The organism is Roseomonas sp. BN140053 (assembly GCF_047690175.1).
Taxonomy (GTDB): Bacteria; Pseudomonadota; Alphaproteobacteria; order Acetobacterales; family Acetobacteraceae; genus Roseomonas.
Genome location: NZ_JBLLEB010000011.1, coordinates 61724 through 78415 on the forward strand (window position 1 = coordinate 61724; position 16692 = coordinate 78415).

17 protein-coding genes are annotated in these 16692 nt (G+C 72.4%); 9 read left to right on the forward strand and 8 right to left on the reverse strand.

Annotated elements, in window-relative coordinates; all coding sequences use genetic code 11:
• Nucleotides 1–245 precede the first annotated feature (245 nt).
• Genes ACLIBK_RS12640 through ACLIBK_RS12655 form a run of 4 tightly spaced genes read left to right on the forward strand, consistent with a single transcriptional unit; the run spans nt 246 to nt 3665 of the window.
• A complete protein-coding gene (locus tag ACLIBK_RS12640; RefSeq protein WP_415387617.1) occupies nt 246–1277 on the forward strand; it encodes an ABC transporter substrate-binding protein in 1032 nt (343 codons plus the stop codon).
• Nucleotides 1274–2071 (forward strand): ABC transporter ATP-binding protein, encoded by a 798-nt coding sequence (locus ACLIBK_RS12645; RefSeq protein ID WP_415387618.1) that lies wholly within the window; start codon nt 1274–1276, stop codon nt 2069–2071. The genes ACLIBK_RS12640 and ACLIBK_RS12645 overlap by 4 nt, the downstream gene beginning before the upstream one ends.
• Entirely contained in the window at nt 2068–2889 is an 822-nt protein-coding gene (locus tag ACLIBK_RS12650) for an ABC transporter permease (protein ID WP_415387619.1), read from the forward strand. The genes ACLIBK_RS12645 and ACLIBK_RS12650 overlap by 4 nt, the downstream gene beginning before the upstream one ends.
• Nucleotides 2856–3665, forward strand: coding sequence for a hypothetical protein (locus ACLIBK_RS12655; protein ID WP_415387620.1), 810 nt, complete (start codon nt 2856–2858; stop codon nt 3663–3665). Before ACLIBK_RS12650 ends, ACLIBK_RS12655 begins: the two co-directional genes overlap by 34 nt.
• A 175-nt stretch (nt 3666–3840) precedes the next feature.
• On the opposite strand, the gene leuD is transcribed toward ACLIBK_RS12655, so the two are convergent.
• The 7 genes from leuD to ACLIBK_RS12690 all read right to left on the reverse strand — a co-directional run bounded on the left by leuD (nt 3841) and on the right by ACLIBK_RS12690 (nt 10585).
• A complete protein-coding gene (leuD, locus tag ACLIBK_RS12660; RefSeq protein ID WP_415387621.1) occupies nt 3841–4458 on the reverse strand; it encodes a 3-isopropylmalate dehydratase small subunit in 618 nt (205 codons plus the stop codon).
• On the reverse strand, nt 4458–5879 hold the full coding sequence (leuC, locus tag ACLIBK_RS12665; RefSeq protein ID WP_415387622.1) for a 3-isopropylmalate dehydratase large subunit: 1422 nt from the start codon (nt 5877–5879) through the stop codon (nt 4458–4460). The genes leuD and leuC overlap by 1 nt, the downstream gene beginning before the upstream one ends.
• A 451-nt stretch (nt 5880–6330) precedes the next feature.
• On the reverse strand, nt 6331–6762 hold the full coding sequence (locus ACLIBK_RS12670; protein WP_415387623.1) for a nuclear transport factor 2 family protein: 432 nt from the start codon (nt 6760–6762) through the stop codon (nt 6331–6333).
• Between the two features lie 16 nt (nt 6763–6778).
• A complete protein-coding gene (locus ACLIBK_RS12675) occupies nt 6779–7747 on the reverse strand; it encodes an NAD(P)-dependent oxidoreductase (RefSeq protein ID WP_415387624.1) in 969 nt (322 codons plus the stop codon).
• Between the two features lie 9 nt (nt 7748–7756).
• Nucleotides 7757–8749: a Bug family tripartite tricarboxylate transporter substrate binding protein gene (locus ACLIBK_RS12680; RefSeq protein ID WP_415387625.1), complete on the reverse strand. Its 993-nt coding sequence runs from the start codon at nt 8747–8749 to the stop codon at nt 7757–7759.
• 22 nt (nt 8750–8771) lie between these two features.
• Nucleotides 8772–9584, reverse strand: a complete 813-nt coding sequence (locus ACLIBK_RS12685) for an amidohydrolase family protein (protein ID WP_415387626.1) — start codon at nt 9582–9584, stop codon at nt 8772–8774.
• On the reverse strand, nt 9581–10585 hold the full coding sequence (locus ACLIBK_RS12690) for a Bug family tripartite tricarboxylate transporter substrate binding protein (protein WP_415387627.1): 1005 nt from the start codon (nt 10583–10585) through the stop codon (nt 9581–9583). The genes ACLIBK_RS12685 and ACLIBK_RS12690 overlap by 4 nt, the downstream gene beginning before the upstream one ends.
• 172 nt (nt 10586–10757) lie before the next feature.
• Between ACLIBK_RS12690 and ACLIBK_RS12695 the strand changes: the two genes are divergently transcribed.
• Both ACLIBK_RS12695 and ACLIBK_RS12700 read left to right on the forward strand, forming a co-directional pair.
• On the forward strand, nt 10758–11774 hold the full coding sequence (locus ACLIBK_RS12695; RefSeq protein WP_415387628.1) for an NAD(P)H-quinone oxidoreductase: 1017 nt from the start codon (nt 10758–10760) through the stop codon (nt 11772–11774).
• A gap of 20 nt (nt 11775–11794) precedes the next feature.
• Nucleotides 11795–12577: a helix-turn-helix domain-containing protein gene (locus tag ACLIBK_RS12700; RefSeq protein ID WP_415387629.1), complete on the forward strand. Its 783-nt coding sequence runs from the start codon at nt 11795–11797 to the stop codon at nt 12575–12577.
• Nucleotides 12578–12736: 159 nt separating this feature from the next.
• On the opposite strand, the gene ACLIBK_RS12705 is transcribed toward ACLIBK_RS12700, so the two are convergent.
• Nucleotides 12737–13567 carry an esterase/lipase family protein gene (locus ACLIBK_RS12705; RefSeq protein ID WP_415387630.1) on the reverse strand — a complete coding sequence of 277 codons (831 nt, stop codon included), beginning with the start codon at nt 13565–13567 and terminating at the stop codon, nt 12737–12739.
• A 271-nt stretch (nt 13568–13838) separates the two neighbouring features.
• Between ACLIBK_RS12705 and ACLIBK_RS12710 the strand changes: the two genes are divergently transcribed.
• The 3 genes from ACLIBK_RS12710 (at nt 13839) to ACLIBK_RS12720 (ending at nt 16663) form a co-directional block, all read left to right on the forward strand.
• Entirely contained in the window at nt 13839–14699 is an 861-nt protein-coding gene (locus ACLIBK_RS12710; protein WP_415387631.1) for an amidohydrolase family protein, read from the forward strand.
• Between the two features lie 156 nt (nt 14700–14855).
• Entirely contained in the window at nt 14856–15680 is an 825-nt protein-coding gene (locus ACLIBK_RS12715) for an amidohydrolase family protein (RefSeq protein WP_415387632.1), read from the forward strand.
• 32 nt (nt 15681–15712) lie between these two features.
• On the forward strand, nt 15713–16663 hold the full coding sequence (locus ACLIBK_RS12720) for a Bug family tripartite tricarboxylate transporter substrate binding protein (protein WP_415387633.1): 951 nt from the start codon (nt 15713–15715) through the stop codon (nt 16661–16663).
• Nucleotides 16664–16692: the final 29 nt, after the last annotated feature.

The following is a 16692-nucleotide window of genomic DNA, read 5'->3' on the forward strand; positions in this document are numbered from 1 at the left end:
GTGCCAAGCGGCGCAGTATTGCGTCCGCCGGCCAAGCTGTTCAACCTGTCCGCAGGATATAACAAGTGGCGATCCGCGCGGGGCGTGCCGCTTTTCCCTGGCCGGCTGCCCGGATCGGCGGCAGGCTGCACCGCCCCGCAGCGCCGGCCCGGTTCGCCCGGCCGCGGTGCGGCGGCCCGGATCGTGCAGGTGCCGCAGCCTGCGCGCGCGGGACGCGGCCAGTGATCGGGATGAGGAGAATGGGCATGCCGGGTGAGGGTGGATCGGCCGGGGTGGCGGTTCTGCGACGGCGCGTGGCGCTGGGCCTGCTGGCGGCGCCGGCGCTGCTGGCCTCGCGCGGCGCGCGGGCCCAGGCGGGCGAGAAGCTGACGCTGATCACGCCCTTCGGCTTCATCGTCGATTTTCTGGAGATGATGAACGCCGTGGCGGGCGAGCACCTGAAGCGGCAGGGCTTCGACCCCGTGCTGCTGGGCGGCAGCGGCTCGGCGCAGGCGATCCAGCAGGTGGTGACGGGGCAGGCCAGGATGCTGCGCATTTCCGGTATCGACATGATGAAGGCGGTGTCGCAGGCCAATCTGCCGTTGATCTCGGTGGCCACCATCTACCAGGCCGGCGGGTTCTACCTGATCTCGCACAAGGATAAGCCGCTGCCGGACATCGCGGCGGTGAACGGCAAGCGGATCGGCGTGGTGTCGGTGGGTGGTTCCACCGAGAACTTTCTGGACCTGATGCTGCGCAAGGGCGGCTTCGACCCCACCGCCACGCGGCGCGAGGTGGTGGGCAACAACCCCGCCGCGCTGGGGCTGGTGCAGGCCGGGCGCATCGACGGCTTCATCGCCAGCACCAACGTGGTGGAAGCGCTGACGGAGCAGAAGGCCGCCTTCGAGGCCTGGCCGACCGATCGCTACGCCCCCATGCCTGGTCAGTGCTACGTCGTGCGGCGCGACACCGCCGAGCGGGAAGGGCCGCTGCTGGTGCGCACGCTCAAGGCCATGCGCGGCAGTGCCGAGGAGCTGCTGGCCCCGGACGTGTCGCCGATGATCCGTCGCGCGTCGCGGGAGTTCGAGATCCCCGGAATCCGCAACCTGCCGGCCACGGTGCGCACCTTCGAGGCGTCACGCCGCGCCTGGCTGACGGAAGGGCGGGAGAACCTGCTGCGCAACGTGCCGGCGCTGTTCGCCAACGGCGCCGCCGAGCTGACGGATGCCGGCATCGCCCGGCTGCCCGATCCCACGATCCTCTACACCAACCGCTTCGTGGACGAGGCGTTGGCGTGAGCGCCGCCGCGGCCGCCGAGATCGAGCTGAGCGGCGTCGAGAAGCGGTTTGCCGTGCCCGGCGGGGCGGCGGTGCACGCCCTGTCGCGCACCGACCTTTCCATCCGCAAGGGCGAGTTCCTGGTGCTGCTGGGTCCGTCCGGCTGCGGCAAGACCACGCTGCTGCGCATGGTGGGCGGGTTGCTGCCGCCCAGCGGTGGGGAAATCCGCATCGCCGGGCGGTCGCTGTGGCGCGAGGCGTCACGCGACCCGGAAGCACTGCGCGAGCTGGGCGTGGTGTTCCAGGATGCCAACCTATTTCCCTGGCGCTCGATCGAGCGCAACGTCGCCCTGCCCCTGGAACTGCGCGGCGTGCCCCGTGCGCGCCGGCTGGAACGCGCCCGGGCGCTGTGCCGCAGCGTCGGGCTGGCGGGGTTCGAGCGGCGCTGGCCGCGGGAGCTGTCGGGCGGGATGCGGCAGCGCGCCGCCATCGCGCGGGCGCTGGCCGGCGACCCGCAGATCCTGCTGATGGACGAGCCCTTCGGCGCGCTGGATGCCATGACGCGCGAGGCGATGAACCTGGAGGTGCAGCGCATCTGGATGGAAACCGGCAAGACGGTGATCCTGGTGACGCATTCCATCAGCGAGGCGGTGTTCCTGGCCGACCGCGTGGTGCTGCTCTCGCCGCGGCCCGGGCGGATCGACAGCGTGCACGCCATCGACCTGCCGCGCCCGCGCACGCCCGAAACCCAGACATTGCCGGAGTTCCAGGACCACGTGCGCGTGCTGCGGCGCCGCTTGGAGGCGGTGTCGTGAGCGAGACGGTGCTTCCCGCGGCGCCCGCCCCGGCGCGGCGCCGGGTGCGGCTGCCGATCGCGCTGGTCACCACGCCGCTGCTGGCCGCGCTGCTGATCGGCCTGTGGCAGTTCTACGTAACGTGGTCGGGGGTGTCGGCCTTCATCCTGCCCTCCCCGCTGTCGGTGTGGGACGGGTTCGTGGAGCTGCTGGCGACCCCGTCCACCTGGCGGCACACGCTGGCCACGGTGCAGGCGACGCTGTCGGGGTTCCTGATCGCGCTGGTGCTGGGCGTCGCCATGGGCGCGGTGCTGGCCAAGGTGCCCTGGCTGGAGCAGACGATGAACCCCTTCATCGTGGCGTCGCAGGTGGTGCCCAAGGTGGCGCTGGTGCCGCTCTTCGTGGTGTGGTTCGGCTTCGGCATGACCAGCAAGGTGGTGATCGCCGCGGTGATCGCCTTTTTCCCGATCTTCACCGGCACGCTGCGCGGGGTGAAGTCGGTGGATCTCGGGCACCGGGACGTGATGACGGCCTTCAACGCCAATCCCTGGCAGCGCGCCATGCTGCTGGAGCTGCCCTCGGCACTGCCCTACATCCTCGTCGGCGCGGAGGTCGGGATCGTGCTGGCCATCATCGGTGCGGTGATCGGGGAATATCTCGGCGGCAATCTCGGGCTTGGCTACCTGCTGATCGCCAAAATGAACGCCTACGAGACCGACATGCTGTTCGCGGTGATCCTGCTGCTGACGCTGGTGGGCTTCCTGTTCTACCTCGTCACCGTGCTGCTGCGGCGCGCGGTGATCCCATGGCACGAGAGCGTGGCGGGGCCGACGCGATGAGCGTGGAGTATGCCCCGCGCGGGTTGGTCGGCGTGCTGACGCCGCAGGCCAACACTACGGTGGAGCCGGAGTTCGGCATCCTGTGGCCGGCCGGCGTGGCCATGGTGAACGCCCGGCTGACCAGCCCGAAGTCCAGCATGGTGGACCGGTTGCTGGACTACCTCGGCTCGCTGGACGTCGCGGTGGCGCAGTTCGCCAATGCGCCGATCGGGGCCGTGGCCTTTGCCTGCACCGGCGCATCCTATTTCGCCGGGCCGGCGGAGGAGGACGCGCTGGTGGCACGGATCGAGGACGCGCGCGGCGTGCCGGTGATCACCGCCGCCCGCGCGGTGCGCGATGCCTTCGCCGTGCTGGGCGCGCGGGATGTCGGGCTCGTTTCGCCCTATCCGCCCGACCTGACGGAAGCTTCGGCGCGCTACTGGACGGCGCGGGGCTTCCGGGTGGCGCGGGTGGCGGGGGCGGAACTGCAGGGCGGCGCCTTCCACCCGATCTACGCCATGGCTGGCGCCACCGCCGAGAAGGCACTGACCGCCCTGGACCCTGCCGGGCTGGACGCGGTGGTGCTGCTGGGCACCGGCATGCCGACGCTGCGCCCCATCCTGGCACATCCGCAGGTCGGCCGCGCCCCCGTGCTGTCCTGCATGCTGGCCCTGGCCTGGCGCACCACCCTGGCCCTGGAAGGCCGCACCCCCGATGCCGCCAGCCTGCTGCACTGGATCAGTGCCGCCGAGTGGGGCCCCCGCTACCGCGACCGCCAGCGCCTTCCGGCGGCCTGACGCATCGCCCGGCTTGGCGCGTCGGCTCGGGGGCGGTGTTGCCGGGGGCTGGTGGTGCAGTTGGTTCCTGGATGAACTGGCCGTGGCCAGGGCAGAGCCCCTCTGGCCAAGGCCGGGGCACCCAGGACCAGCAGCACCACCAGAGCCCAGCAACCCCGCCTCCCAGGCCGAAACGTCAGGCCGGGCGGGTCGGCAGGGTCCAGGGGTGGGCGGCGGCGCGGGCCGTGGCGAAGGCTTCGATGGCGGCGCGGTGGCTGAGGGTGAGGTCGATGTCGTCCCAGCCGTTGAGCAGCTTGGTGCGCCAGGTGGGGGCCACGGTGAAGGGGAGGACCTCGTTGCCGGCGGTCACGGTGCAGGTTTCGAGGTCCACGGTCAGCTCGCGCAGGCCGGCGGCGAGGAGGTCCAGCAGGTGCTCTGCCTCCGCCTCGCCGATGCGGGCAGGGAGGAGGCCGTTGTTGACGGCGTTAGAGGAGAAGATGTCGCCGAAGCTGGGGGCCAGCACGCAGCGGAAGCCGCCATCCACCAGCGCGTAGGCCGCAGCCTCGCGTGAGGAGCCGCCGCCGAAGTTGCGGCGCGCCACCAGGATCTGCGCGCCTGATCGGGCGGGGTCGTTGGGCGGGAAGTCGGTGCGCAGCGTGCCGTCGGGGTTGCGGCGCAGGTCGTGCATCAGTTGCTCGCCGTAACCCTGGGCGCGGGTGCGCTTCATGAAGCGGGCCGGGATCAACTGATCGGTGTCCACGTTGGGCAGCGGCAGCGGGCAGACGAGGGCGGAAAGGCGGGTGAAGGGCTGCATCAGCCGCGCCCCTGCAGCAGCGGGCGCACGTCGGTCAGGTGGCCGGTGACGGCGGCGGCGGCGGCCATGGCGGGGGACATCAGGTGGGTGCGCGATCCCTGCCCCTGGCGGCCCTTGAAGTTGCGGTTGGTGGTGGAGGCGCAGCGCTCGCCGGGGCGGAGGAGGTCGCCATTCATGCCGACGCACATGGAGCAGCCGGATTCCGCCCATTCCAGCCCGGCGGCGGTGAAGATGCGGTCCAGCCCTTCCTGCTCCGCCTGCTGCTTCACCGGGGTGGAGCCGGGGGACACCAGCCCGGGCACCCGCGCCGTGCGGCCCTGCAGCACCGCGGCGGCGGCGCGCAGGTCCTCGATCCGGCTGTTGGTGCAGGAGCCGATGAAGACGCGGTCGATGCGGATATCCTCCAGCTTCTGGCCGGGGCGGAGGTCCATATAGGCCAGGGCTTCGCGCAGCTGGGTGGCGCGGGCGGGGTCGGCAGCCCGCTCGGGGTCGGGGATGCTGGCGGTGACAGGCAGCGCGTCCTCGGGGCTGATGCCCCAGGTGACGATCGGCACCACCTCGTTGCCGTCCAGAGAGACTTCGCGGTCGAAGACGGCGTCGGCGTCGCTGGGCAGGGTGAGCCATTCTTCCGCGGCGCGGTCGAAGGCGTCTCCGGCGGGGGCGAAGGGGCGGCCGCGCAGGAAGCGCAGCGTGACCTCGTCGGGCGCCACCAGGCCGCAGCGGGCGCCGCATTCGATGGACAGGTTGCACAGGGTCAGGCGGCCCTCGACGCTCAGGGCTCGCACGGCAGGGCCGGCATATTCCACGGCGCAGCCCTGGCCGCCATCGGCGCCGAGCTTGGCGATGATCGTCAGCGCCAGGTCCTTGGCCCCGGTGCCCACGGGCAGGGTGCCGGACACATGGACGCGCAAGCGCCGGGAGCGGCGCTGCCACAGGGTCTGCGTCATCAGCACATGCGCGACCTCCGAGGCGCCGATACCGAAGGCGAGCGCCCCCAGCGCGCCGTGGGTGGAGGTGTGGCTGTCGCCGCAGACCACCGTCAGCCCGGGCAGGGTGAGGCCCTGTTCCGGGCCCACGACGTGCACGATGCCCTGCCGCGGGTCGTGCAGACCGAAGAGCTGCACACCGAAATCCCCGGTGTTGCGCTCCACCCGTCCCACCACGTCGCGGATGGCGGGGTCGGCGATGGCGGCGCCGCGGTTGCGGGTGGGGACGTAGTGGTCGGCGACGCCGAAGGTCAGGTCCGGGCGCGCCACGCGGCTGCCGCGCGCGCGCAGCTTGTCGAAGCCGTGGAACGAGCCCTCGTGCACGTAGTGCCGGTCGATCCAGAGGAGGTCCTGCCCGTCCTCGCCGGCCACCACGCGGTGCGCGTCCCAGAGCTTGTCGAACAGCGTCCGCGGTTCGCCGGTTGCCTGTTGCATGAGCCTCCCTCGCCCGTACTCCGCCACGGCCGGGATCATCCCAGCATGCGGGGCGGAACTCAATGAGTTGTCCTCTCGAACATACAAATGGCGATGACCGGCCCGGTGTTGAACCCCCAGCGCCCAGCGCCAGTCCGAGCGCGCGGGCACTGTGCAGCAGCGGGGCGCGGAGCTTGGCGAGGAACTCCGCGATCCCCATGCGCGGCGATGCTGAGGGCGGCCGCCGGATAGCCCGAGGAGCAAAAGGCCGGGGGAGTGAACTCCCCCAGACCCCCTCCTTCTTTCGGGAGTTTGGGGGAGCACGACTGGCCAAGGCGCGCCCAAAGACTCCCGAAAATAGAAGGGGGTTCCGGGGGGATACTTCCCCCCGGCTTGCTGGCTTCACCACGTCCATACGAAGGCTCGATGGCGTGAGGGGCGAGCCCCCGCTTCGGGGCATCGCCCCCGGCATTCAGCCGGAGGTGGGGCGGCTGCCCTTGAACAACGGGCGGGTGGTGCGGGCGGCGTAGCGCCAGCGTCCATCCGCGCCACGCACGCATTCATCCGTCACCGCGCCGATCAGGATGGGCGGCTCCGACAGCAGCGGCGCTTCCCCGTCCTCGGCGTAGAGGCACATGGTCCATTCCGCGGTGGCGTGGTCCGCGTCGTGCACCGTGACGTGGAAGTTGTGGATCAGGTGCCGCGCCACGCGCGGGCCGCGGGATTCGCGTTCCGAATAGAAGCCGCGGATGGCCTCGCGGCCTTGGCGGGCCTTGTGGCTGGTGGTGTAGACGCCGTCCTCGGTGAAGAACTCGTGGGCGCGCTCGCCCCAGTTGGTGTCCACGTCGTGCCAGAAGGCGACGTTGAGGATCTCCAGCTCCTGCCGGATGCGCAGCTCGTCCATCGGTGTTGTTCCTGGCCTAGAGGTAGTCGGTGAAGCGGGCGGGGTCGACCGGCTCGCCCTCGTGCAACCCGCGCAGGGCGGCTTCCACCATGGCGATCCGGGCTTCCCGCGTGCTGGCCCCGGCATGCGGGGTGGAGAGCAGGTTGGGGTGGCGCAGCAGCCGGTCGTTGTCCGGCGGCTCCTGCGCGAAGACGTCCAGGCAGGCGGCCACCAGAGCGCCGCTTTCCAGCCGGTCGAGCAGGGCGTCCTCGTTGACGATGCCGCCGCGGCAGGTGTTCACCAGCACGCAGTCCGGCCGCAGCCGGGCCAGGGTGGCGGCGTCGTAGAGGTTCTCCGTGGCACGGCCGCGCGGGATGTGCAGCGACAGCACCTCCGAGCGACGCAGTAACTCGTCGAAGGAGACCGGGGTGACGCCGTGGGCGCGGTAGAAATCCGGGTAGTCGCGGATGTCGTGGGTGATGACCGTGCAGCCGAAGGGCTGGAGGAGGCGCACCACCTCCTTGCCGATATGGCCGCAGCCGTGCAGCCCGACCACGCGGCCGGTCAGGGAGCGGCCGACGCGGGTGCGAGGCCGCTCGCCCTGCCGCATCGCCAGGCTGAGCGGCGCCACCCAGCGCAGCCCGGCGATCATGAAGCACAGCGCCAGCTCCGCCACCGCCAGGCGGTTGACGCCGGGGGTGAAGCCAAGCCGCACGCCGTGGCGCTGGCAGGCCAGCAGGTCCACCGTGTTCAGACCGACGCCGAAGATGCCGATGTTGCGGATATCAGGCAGCGCTTCCAGCACGCGGTCGTTCACCACGTCACCGCCCATGATCGCGCAGTCGCAATCCGACAGGAAGGCGATGATCTCCGCCTCCGTCATCCGGTGGCGGATGTTCTCGTTGAACTTGGCGTCCGGGTACTGCGCCAGGATGAGGTCGCGCATGTAGGGGACGCTGCCGATGGCGCCGTTGGTGACGCCGGGGCGCCGGAAGGGGGTGGGCATCCGCGCAGCTTATTCCACCGTGATGTTGGCGGACCGGATCACCGGCCGCCACAGCTCGACCTCCGCGGTCATGCGGCGGGTGAGGTCGGCGGGCTCACCGCCCAGCGGCGTCAGGCCGAGCGGCGGCAGCAGCGCCTTGGTGTCGTTCAGCGCGAGGTACTCGTTGCAGGCGTCGTTCAGCTTGGCCGCGATCTCCGCCGACAGGCGCGCCGGGCCGAGGAGGGCGATCCAGCCGGTGGCCTGGTAGTCCGCCACCCCCTGCGCCTGCACCGGCGGCACGTTGGGCAGCTGCGGCACTGCCGCCGCGGCGGTGATGCCCAGGGCGCGGATGGAGTTGGCCTCGATATGCGGCAGGTAGGTGGTGACGAGGTCGAGCGCGATGTCCACCGAACCCGCCAGCAGGTCGTTGGTCAGGGGTGCGGAGCCGCGATAGGGCACGACGTTCATGCGGATGCCTGTACGGTACATCAGCAGCTCCGCCGCCAGGTGCGCCACGGCGCCGATCGGCGGCGTGCCGCAGTTCACCTTGTCCGGGTTCGCCTTGGCGTAGGCCACCAGCTCCTGCACCGTGCGGTAGGGCAGGCCGTTGCGCGCCACGATCACGATCGGCAGCTCCGCCAGCAGCGAGACCGGCGTGAAGTCCTTGAACGGATCGAAGGGCATCGACCGGAACAGCAGCGTGTTGTTGGTGATCGGGCCGTTGGTGGTGACCATCAGCGTGTGCCCGTCCGGCGCCGCGCGCGCCACGGTGGCGGCGCCGATGTTGCCGCTGGCGCCGGAGCGGTTGTCCACCACGAAGGGCTGGCCGAAGCGGTTTTCCAGGTTGCGCGACACCGAGCGCGCCAGCACGTCGGTGGAGCCGCCAGCCGGCCAGGGCACGATCACAGTGACGGGGCGGTTGGGCCAGGATTGCGCCGCGGCCGGGCGCGCGGCGGCGAGGCCGGCGCCGAGCGCCAGGGAGCCGAGTCCGGTGCCGATCCGGCGGCGGGTGATGCTGGGCATGGTGTGTGTTCCCTATCTGCCGTCAGGCGCCGAAATACAGGCGCATCGGCGTGTCGGCGGTGATCAGCCGGCGCGTCGCGGCGTCCGGCACCCAGTCGTGCAGGTCGGCAATCGTCTGGCCGTAGGTGACGCCGCTCTCGAAGGCGGCGAAGGGCCAGTCGCTGCCCCACATCAGCCGCTCGCCGCCCGAAACGCGCAGCAGCGCCTGGGCGTAGGAGCGCGCCGCTTCGCGCGAGGGCATGCGGAAGCCGGCCGAGAGCTTGACCCAGGTGCGGCCGCGCTCCACCGCCGCCAGCAGCGCCTTGAAGCCCGGGCAGTCCACGCCGAGCCGCTCGTCCGGCTTGCCGAAATGGTCGATCACCAGCTTGACGCCGGCCTCCTCCACCGCGCGGATCACCTCCGGCAGGGCGGGGCTGCTGACCAGCGTGTGCACGTGCCAGTCCAGGTCGCGCACGCGGCGCAGCAGCAGCTTGTACTCAGGGGAGTTGAGGTCGGGCGGGTCGGGCACGCGGCGGAAGAACAGCCGGATGCCCACGATGCCGTCGGCCTTCATGCGCTCCAGCGTGTACATGTCGGTGTCCGGCCGCACGAAGGCGGTGCCGCGCAGGCGCGGGTATTTCCGGCAGCAGCGGATCACGTAGTCGTTGTACTGGCCGTAGAGGCTGGCCGCCGCGACCACGCCGTAGCCGACCCCGTGCTGGTCCATCAGCGCCAGGAACTGCTCGGCCGAGGCGTCCTCCGGCGGGTGGTGCCAAGCCCAGGAGGTGATGGGCATGTCGCGCGTGTAAAGGTGGAAATGCGTGTCCACGAGCGGCGTGTCGGTAGCAACTGTCATTCGCGAGGGATCCCGGCGCGTTCGGCGATGGTTTTCCAGAGTGGCACTTCGGCGCGCATGCGCGCGGCCAGCGCCTCGGGCCCGTCCAGCAGGACGTCCGCGCCCAGCTCCGCCATGCGGTCGGACAGCACGGAGCCGCTGCGCAGCGGTGCCAGCTGGCGCATCAGGGTCGCTGAAACCTCGGGCGGCAGGTTGCGCGGGCCGAACAGCGCGAACCACAGCTCGATGCCGTCGTAGTTCGGCACGGCCTCGGTGATGGTGGGGGCCTCGGGCGCCAGGGCGGTGCGGCTGCGCGCGGCGGTGGCCAGCACCCGCAGCCGGCCGGCGCGGATATGCGGCAGCACCTCGATCGGGCTGAGGAAGCCGGAATCCGCCTCGCCCGCCAGCACCGCCGTGGCGGAGGGGGCGGAGCCGCGATAGGGCACGTGCAGCAGGTCCACCCCGGCGCGCGCGCGCAGCAACTCGCCGGCCAGATGCACGGTGGTGCCGATGCCGGAGGAGGAGAAGCTGACCTTGCCCGGCGCTTCCCGCGCCCGCGCCAGGTAGCTGCGCAGGTTGGGAAAGGGCGAGTCGGCCCGCACGATCAGCAGGATGGGCGAGGCGGTGGTCAGGGTGATCGGCTGCAGGTCGGCCAGCGGGTCGAAGCCGGGGTCGCGCTGCAGCGCCGGCAGGATCGCCACGGCGGAGGTGGTGTGCAGCAGCGTGTGGCCGTCCGTGGCCTGCGCCACGGCGCGGATGCCCACCGCGCCGCCGGCGCCGGAGCGGTTCTCCACCACGAAGGCCTGGCCGAGGTGCCGCGCCAGGTGGTCGGCGGTGATTCGCGCGGGGATGTCGGTGGTGCCGCCGGGGGCGAAGGGCACGATGATGCGCACGGTGCGGCCCGGCCAGGCGCCCTGCGCCGCGGCGGGGCGCGCGAGCGCCGCGGCGCCGGCCGCCAGGAAGGCGCCGCGCCGGGTGAGGCCGCGCGAGGGATGGGCAGCCGATGGCAGGCCGGGCGGCATGGGTTTCCTCCCCGGCGCGTGGTGTCCGCACCGTTGCGCGGCAGCCTATCAGGCCCGCCGGGGGCAGCCAGCGCTCAAGTGAGGCGTTCCGTCTGCCGGAATGGCGGCGCGCGGCGCCGTGCCGGTTCGCCCGGCCGTGCTAGGGGGCGAGCCCTTCGGAGGAACACGGCGGATGCGGGCGATCGAGATCAGGGGCCAGGGCGGGCCCGAGGTGCTGGCGCTGTGCGAGCGGCCGATCCCCGCGCCCGGCCCGGGCGAGGTGCTGGTGCGCGTGGCCGCCGCCGGGGTGAACCGGCCGGACGTGCAGCAGCGCAAGGGCCTGTACCCGCCGCCGCCGGGGGTGACGGACATCCCCGGCCTGGACGTGGCGGGGGTGGTGGAGGCGGTGGCACCCGGCGTGTCCTGGCCGCTGCCGGGGGACGCGGTCTGCGCCCTGGTGGCGGGCGGCGGCTACGCGGAATACTGCGTGGTGCCGGCGCCGCAATGCATGCCCGTGCCGCGCGGCTTCTCCTTCCTGCAGGCGGCGACCTTGCCGGAGGTGTTCTTCACCGCCTGGAACAACGTGGTCTGGCTCGGCCGGCTGGCGGAGGGCGAAACGCTGCTGGTGCAGGGCGGCACCAGCGGCGTGGGCTTGGCGGCGATGCAGATCGGCCGGCAGTTGCGGGACGCCACGGTGCTGGCCACCAGCAGCTCGGCGGAAAAGCGCGCGGTCTGCCTGGAGATGGGGGCGGCGGGCGTGGTGGATTACCGCGAGGCGGACTGGCCGGACCAGGTGCGCGCGCTGACCGGTGGCCGCGGCGTGGACGTGATCCTGGACGGGCAGGGGGGCGACTACACGCCGCTGGAGCTGGGGCTGCTGGCGCCGGACGGGCGGCTGGTGCTGATCGCCAGCCATCGCGCCCCGAAGGCGGAGATCAGCACGCGCGAGATCTATATCCGGCGCCTGACCCTGACCGGCTCCACCCTGCGGTCGCGGCCGCCGGCCTACAAGGGCCGCATCGCGCGGGAACTGGTGGCGCAGGTCTGGCCGCTGCTGGAGGATGGGCGCATCCGGACCCGCATCTGCGGCGTGCACGCGCTGGCCGACGCGGCGGCGGCGCAGGAAGTGCTGGACGCCAACGCCCAAGTCGGCAAGCTGGTGCTGACCGTCTCCGACCTCGCGGAGCGGGTGCCGGAGCCCCTGCGCTGAGCGAGCCCCCCGTCCAGTCCGTGCTGCGCGCCCTGGCCATCCTGCGGGAGCTGAACCGGCAGCGGAACACCACCGTGGACGCGCTGCATCGCGCCACCCGGCTGCCCAAGCCGACGGTGGTGCGGCTGCTGGACACGCTGATCGCGGCCGGGCTGATCAAGAAGGGGGACCGCGGCATCGGCTACCACGTCACCTCCGACGTGATGTCGCTCAGCGCCGGGTTCCACGGCGGGCCGCTGGTGGCGGAAGCCGGGCGGCCCTGGGCGGCGGAGCTGACGCAGCGGCTGAAATGGCCGGCGGCGATCGGGGTGCAGGATGGCGGGCGCATCGCCGTCAGCCTCAGTACCACCGCGGACAGCGCGGTGTCGCCCTTCCACGCCACGGTGGGGGTGCGCTTCTCCCTGCTCACCCGCGCCATCGGGCGGGCCTATCTCGCCTTCTGCCCGGCCTCCGAGCGGCATATCCTGATGCGGATGCTGGCGGCTTCCGCCGATCCCGAGGACAACCCGCCCAACCTGGAGCAGGTGGCGCGGGCGATGATCGCCACGGTGCGGCGCCAGGGCTACGCGCTGCGCGACCCCAAGGTGGAGCCGCGCTCCTCCAACACGGTGGCGGTGCCGATCTTCCTGGGCGAGGCGGTCGCCGGCACCATCGGGCTGAGCTACTTCCGCTCCGCGGTGAGCCATCAGGTGCTGACGGGGGACCTGATCCCGGCACTGAAGGAGGCCAGCCGCGAGATCACGGTGTCCATGGAGCGGCTGCAGCAGCGCCGGGCGCCGGGACCCGCGGCCGACGCGGCCTGAGGTGGCAAGGAAGGTCGGGGGAGTGAACTCCCCCGATCCCCCTCCTTCTTTCGGGAGTTTGAGGGGTGCCCTGAAAGGCACCCCTCAAACTCCCGAAAATAGAAGGGGGTCCGGGGGATACTTCCCCCCGGCTTGCTGCTGCACCGGAAGCCCGCGCACTCAGCCGCGGGAAGGCGCCTCGCCGGACAGGTCGCGGCCGAGCCGACAGGCCAGGATCGCCAGCACGGCGGGGTTCTGCCCGATCCCGACATGCGGCCCGGGCACCTCGAAGCAGTCCTCGGGCCGGGACGGCTCGATGCAGCTTTCCCAGGCCACGATGCCGTCGGTGCGGCTGAACAGGAAGGTGCCCGGCACCGGCAGGGGCCGCGACGCCTCTGCCGCCAAGTCGGGCAGGTCCGGGGTGCCCCAGGCCCGGAGGAAAGGGCGCAGCGGCAGGAAGGCGCTGTCCACGATCTCGCGGAACGGGCTGCACACGGTGGCGACCTGCCGGACCTTGTCGGGATGCCGGTGCGCCAGCAGCCGGGCGAAGACGCCGCCCAGGCTGAAGCCCACCAGGTCCAGCGGCCCGTGCTCCGCGTGCAGCGCCAGCAGGCGGTGCTCGACGCCCGCCAGCAGCCGCGGGGTCGGGCCGGCATTGGTGCCCAGCCCCCAGCCGAAGGGGCGGTAGCCGAGCCGCTCCAGCGCCCCCCGCATCGGCACCGTGTGCCGGTCCCCGCGCCCGAGCACGGGCAGCACCAGCACCGGCCGCCCCTGGCCGCGGGGCAGGGCGGGGTCGTCGGCCAGGACCGAGCGCTGCCGGAGAAAGGCCACCGCTTCCGCCGCCGTGCGCCGGATCGGCGGGCGGACGGGGGCATAGGCCGTCAGCGGCGCCGCGGGGCCCACCGAAGCGCCGGACGCGCCGCTGGCCCGGCCGTGCAACTCACCGCGCGCCATAGGGCGCCTGCCGGTGGTGGCGGGGATGCCGCCCCTTGCCCGGGGTGGCGAGGCCATCGGCCGCGCCGCTCCGTTCCGACGGTGTCGCGTCCGTGCGGCCGCCCCTGTCCTTCAGCTTCGCCATGTCCCGCTTCAAACCCGCCTGCCGCCGCACCCGGCGGGAGCCATCGAACAAGGGGCAGGAGACGGCCCGGCGGTGCCGGGCTTTCCACCCCTGCGCGCGGGGCGCGGGCCGGATGGCGTTCCGGCATGCGGAACGTATCGAAATACCGCTCGGGCCGGGGCTGCGCCATTCCCTAACGTCCCGCCACTGACCCGGGGGGAACGGATGTCCGACGGAGATCACGGGGCGGCGCCGGGGGCGCCGGGCTTCCCCTTGCCGCGCCGCGCCTGCGACGCGCATTGCCACGTGTTCGGCCCGGCCGACCGCTTCCCCTACGCAGCCTCGCGCCGCTACACGCCCGAGGACCGGCCCAAGGAGGTGCTGGCGGCGCTGCACGCCCGCCTGGGGCTGGAGCGCGCGGTGATCGTGCAGGCGAGCTGCCACGGCACCGACAACCGGGCCATGCTGGACGCGCTGCGCTGGGCGCCCGAGCGGTGCCGCGGCGTGGCGATGATCGACGACGAGACCTCCGACGCCGAACTGGGGGAGATGCAGGCGGCCGGGGTGCGCGGCATCCGCTTCAACTTCATCGGCTCGCTCGGCGGCGCCCCGGACATGGCCGTGTTTCACCGCGCCGCCGACCGCGTCCGCGACCTGGGCTGGCACATGGTGCTGCAGTTGCAGGGCGAGGGCGTGCGGGACATGGCGCCGGTGATCCGCGACCTGCGGATGCCCGTGGTGATCGACCACATGGGCCGCGTCGACCCGGCCCAGGGCACCGGGGGGGCGGCCTTCCGCACGCTGCTGGAACTGCTGGGCGACCCGCGGATCTGGGTGAAGCTGAGCGGCATCGAGCGCATGTGTCGCGCCCCCTTCACCGCGGCGCTGCCCTTCGCGCGCGCCCTGCTGCGGGCGGCGCCGGACCGGGTGCTGTGGGGCACCGACTTCCCGCATCCCAACCTCGCCACGCCGGTGGACGAGATGGAGCTGCTGAGCCTCCTCCCCGCCTTCGCGCCGGAGCCGGCCGACCGGCAAAGACTGCTGGTGGACAACCCGGCCGCGCTCTACGGCTTCGGAACGGGCTGAGGCGGCGCCTCGACAGCGGGGGCGCCCCTCACCGGGCGGCACCGGCCGCAGCGCCTTGCGGGCGAGTACGCGGGGACGGAACCCGGCCCAGCTTGGAAGGAGCGCGACGCTGCAGCCGCTCCGCCCAACAATTCAAAGCAACACGAGGAACACGCCATGCCCGCCGTCGACTCTCACGCCCATGCCTTCGACCTGCAGCGCCAGGGCTGGGGCAGCGACCGCGGCTTCGACATCCAGCCCAACGAGATGGGCACTGCCGACCAGTTCCTGCACATGCTGGCCTGCCACGGCTTCACGCACGGCGTGCTGATCAACCCGCTGGGCGGCTACGGCGCCGACAACACCTACATGCTGGAAGCCATCGCCGCGAGCGCGGGCCGGCTGAAGGGGGTCGCCCTGCTGCCGGACGGCACGGCGGAGGCGGAACTGCGCCGCATGAAGGAAGGCGGCATCGTCGGCATCCGCTTCAACCTGGACTTCCCCACCAGCCCGCCGCTGCTGGGTGAGGCCGGGCAGCGCGCCCTGGCCCGTGCCCGCGAGATGGGCTGGGTGATCCAGGTGCACTACCACCACGGCGATTCCCTGGTCGCCGCGCTGCCGGTGCTGCGGGCGGCGGGGCTGCCGGTGATCATCGACCACAGCGGCCGTCCGGACCTGGAACAGGGGCTGGAGCAGCCGGGCTTCCGGGCGCTGCTGGAGCTGGGCCGCAGCACGGATGCCACCATCAAGCTGTCCGGCCTGTTCCGCATGACCCGCAGCGGCTCGCCCTACGCGGACACCGATCCCTTCGTCGCCGCGCTGATCGAGGCCTTCACGCTGGACCGCTGCATCTGGGGCTCCGACTGGCCCTTCCTGCGCGCCCGGGAGCGCACCGACTTCGCCCCGCTGCTGGCCGCCCTGGCGCGCACCGTGCCGGAGGCCGCCGACCGCGAGCGGGTGCTGTGGACCAACCCGGCGCGGCTCTTCGGCTTCACGGCCTGAGCGGGCGACGAAACCAGGGGGAGGACGGAAGCATGGTGATCTCCAGGCGCGGCGCGCTGCTCGCGGCCGGCACGGTGCTGGGGGCGGGCGGGGCCCGGGCGCAGTCCTATCCGGACCGGCCGATCCGCGTGATCGTGCCCTACGCCGCCGGCGGGGCGGACCAGTATATCCGCCCCATCCAGAACCGGCTGATGGCGGCGCTGGGGCAGGCGATCGTGATCGAATCCGTCACCGGCGGCGGCGGGGCGATCGGCGCCAACCGCGTCCGCAACGCCGCCCCCGACGGCTACACGCTGCTGTTCGCCGGGACCGGGGCGCTGACCGCGGTGCCGCGGCTGCAGAACCTGTCCTACGCCGTCGGCGATTTCGCGCCGATCGCCAACCTGATCGCCATCCCCTACGTGCTGGCCGGGCGACGCGACGCCCGCTTCCGCGACTTCGCCGGGCTGCTGGAACTGGCGCGCTCGCGGCCGGAAGGGCTGAGCTACGGCACCCCCGGCGCCGGCAGCACGCCGCACCTGGCGGCCGAGGCGATGGCCAAGGCCGCCGGGATCCGGCTGCTGCACGTGCCCTATTCCGGCGTGGCGACCGCGGTGGTGGCATTGCTGGCCGGCGACATCGACCTGGTGATGGGCGCGCCCAGCAACATCATGCCGCTGGTGGAGCGCGGCGTGGTGCCATTGGTACAGACCGGCGCCACCCGCATCGGCCCGTTGCCGGAGGTGCCGACGCTGCGGGAATCCGGGCTGGCGGTGGAACTGGTGACCCGCTTCGGTTTCTTCGCGCCCAAGGGCACCGCGCCCGCCATCCTGGACCGGCTGTCGCGGCTGGTGCTGGAGGCCGGTGCCGACCCCACCTACGCCGAGGCCATGCACCGAGCCTTCAACGAGGTGGAGCTGCTCGAACCCCGCCGCTTCGGCGAGTTCCTCCTGGCGGAGGATCAGGCCACGGCACGGATGCTGGTCGAGCTGAAGCTGCAGTGAGGAGCCGCGCGGCGGTGCGAGAACAAGGC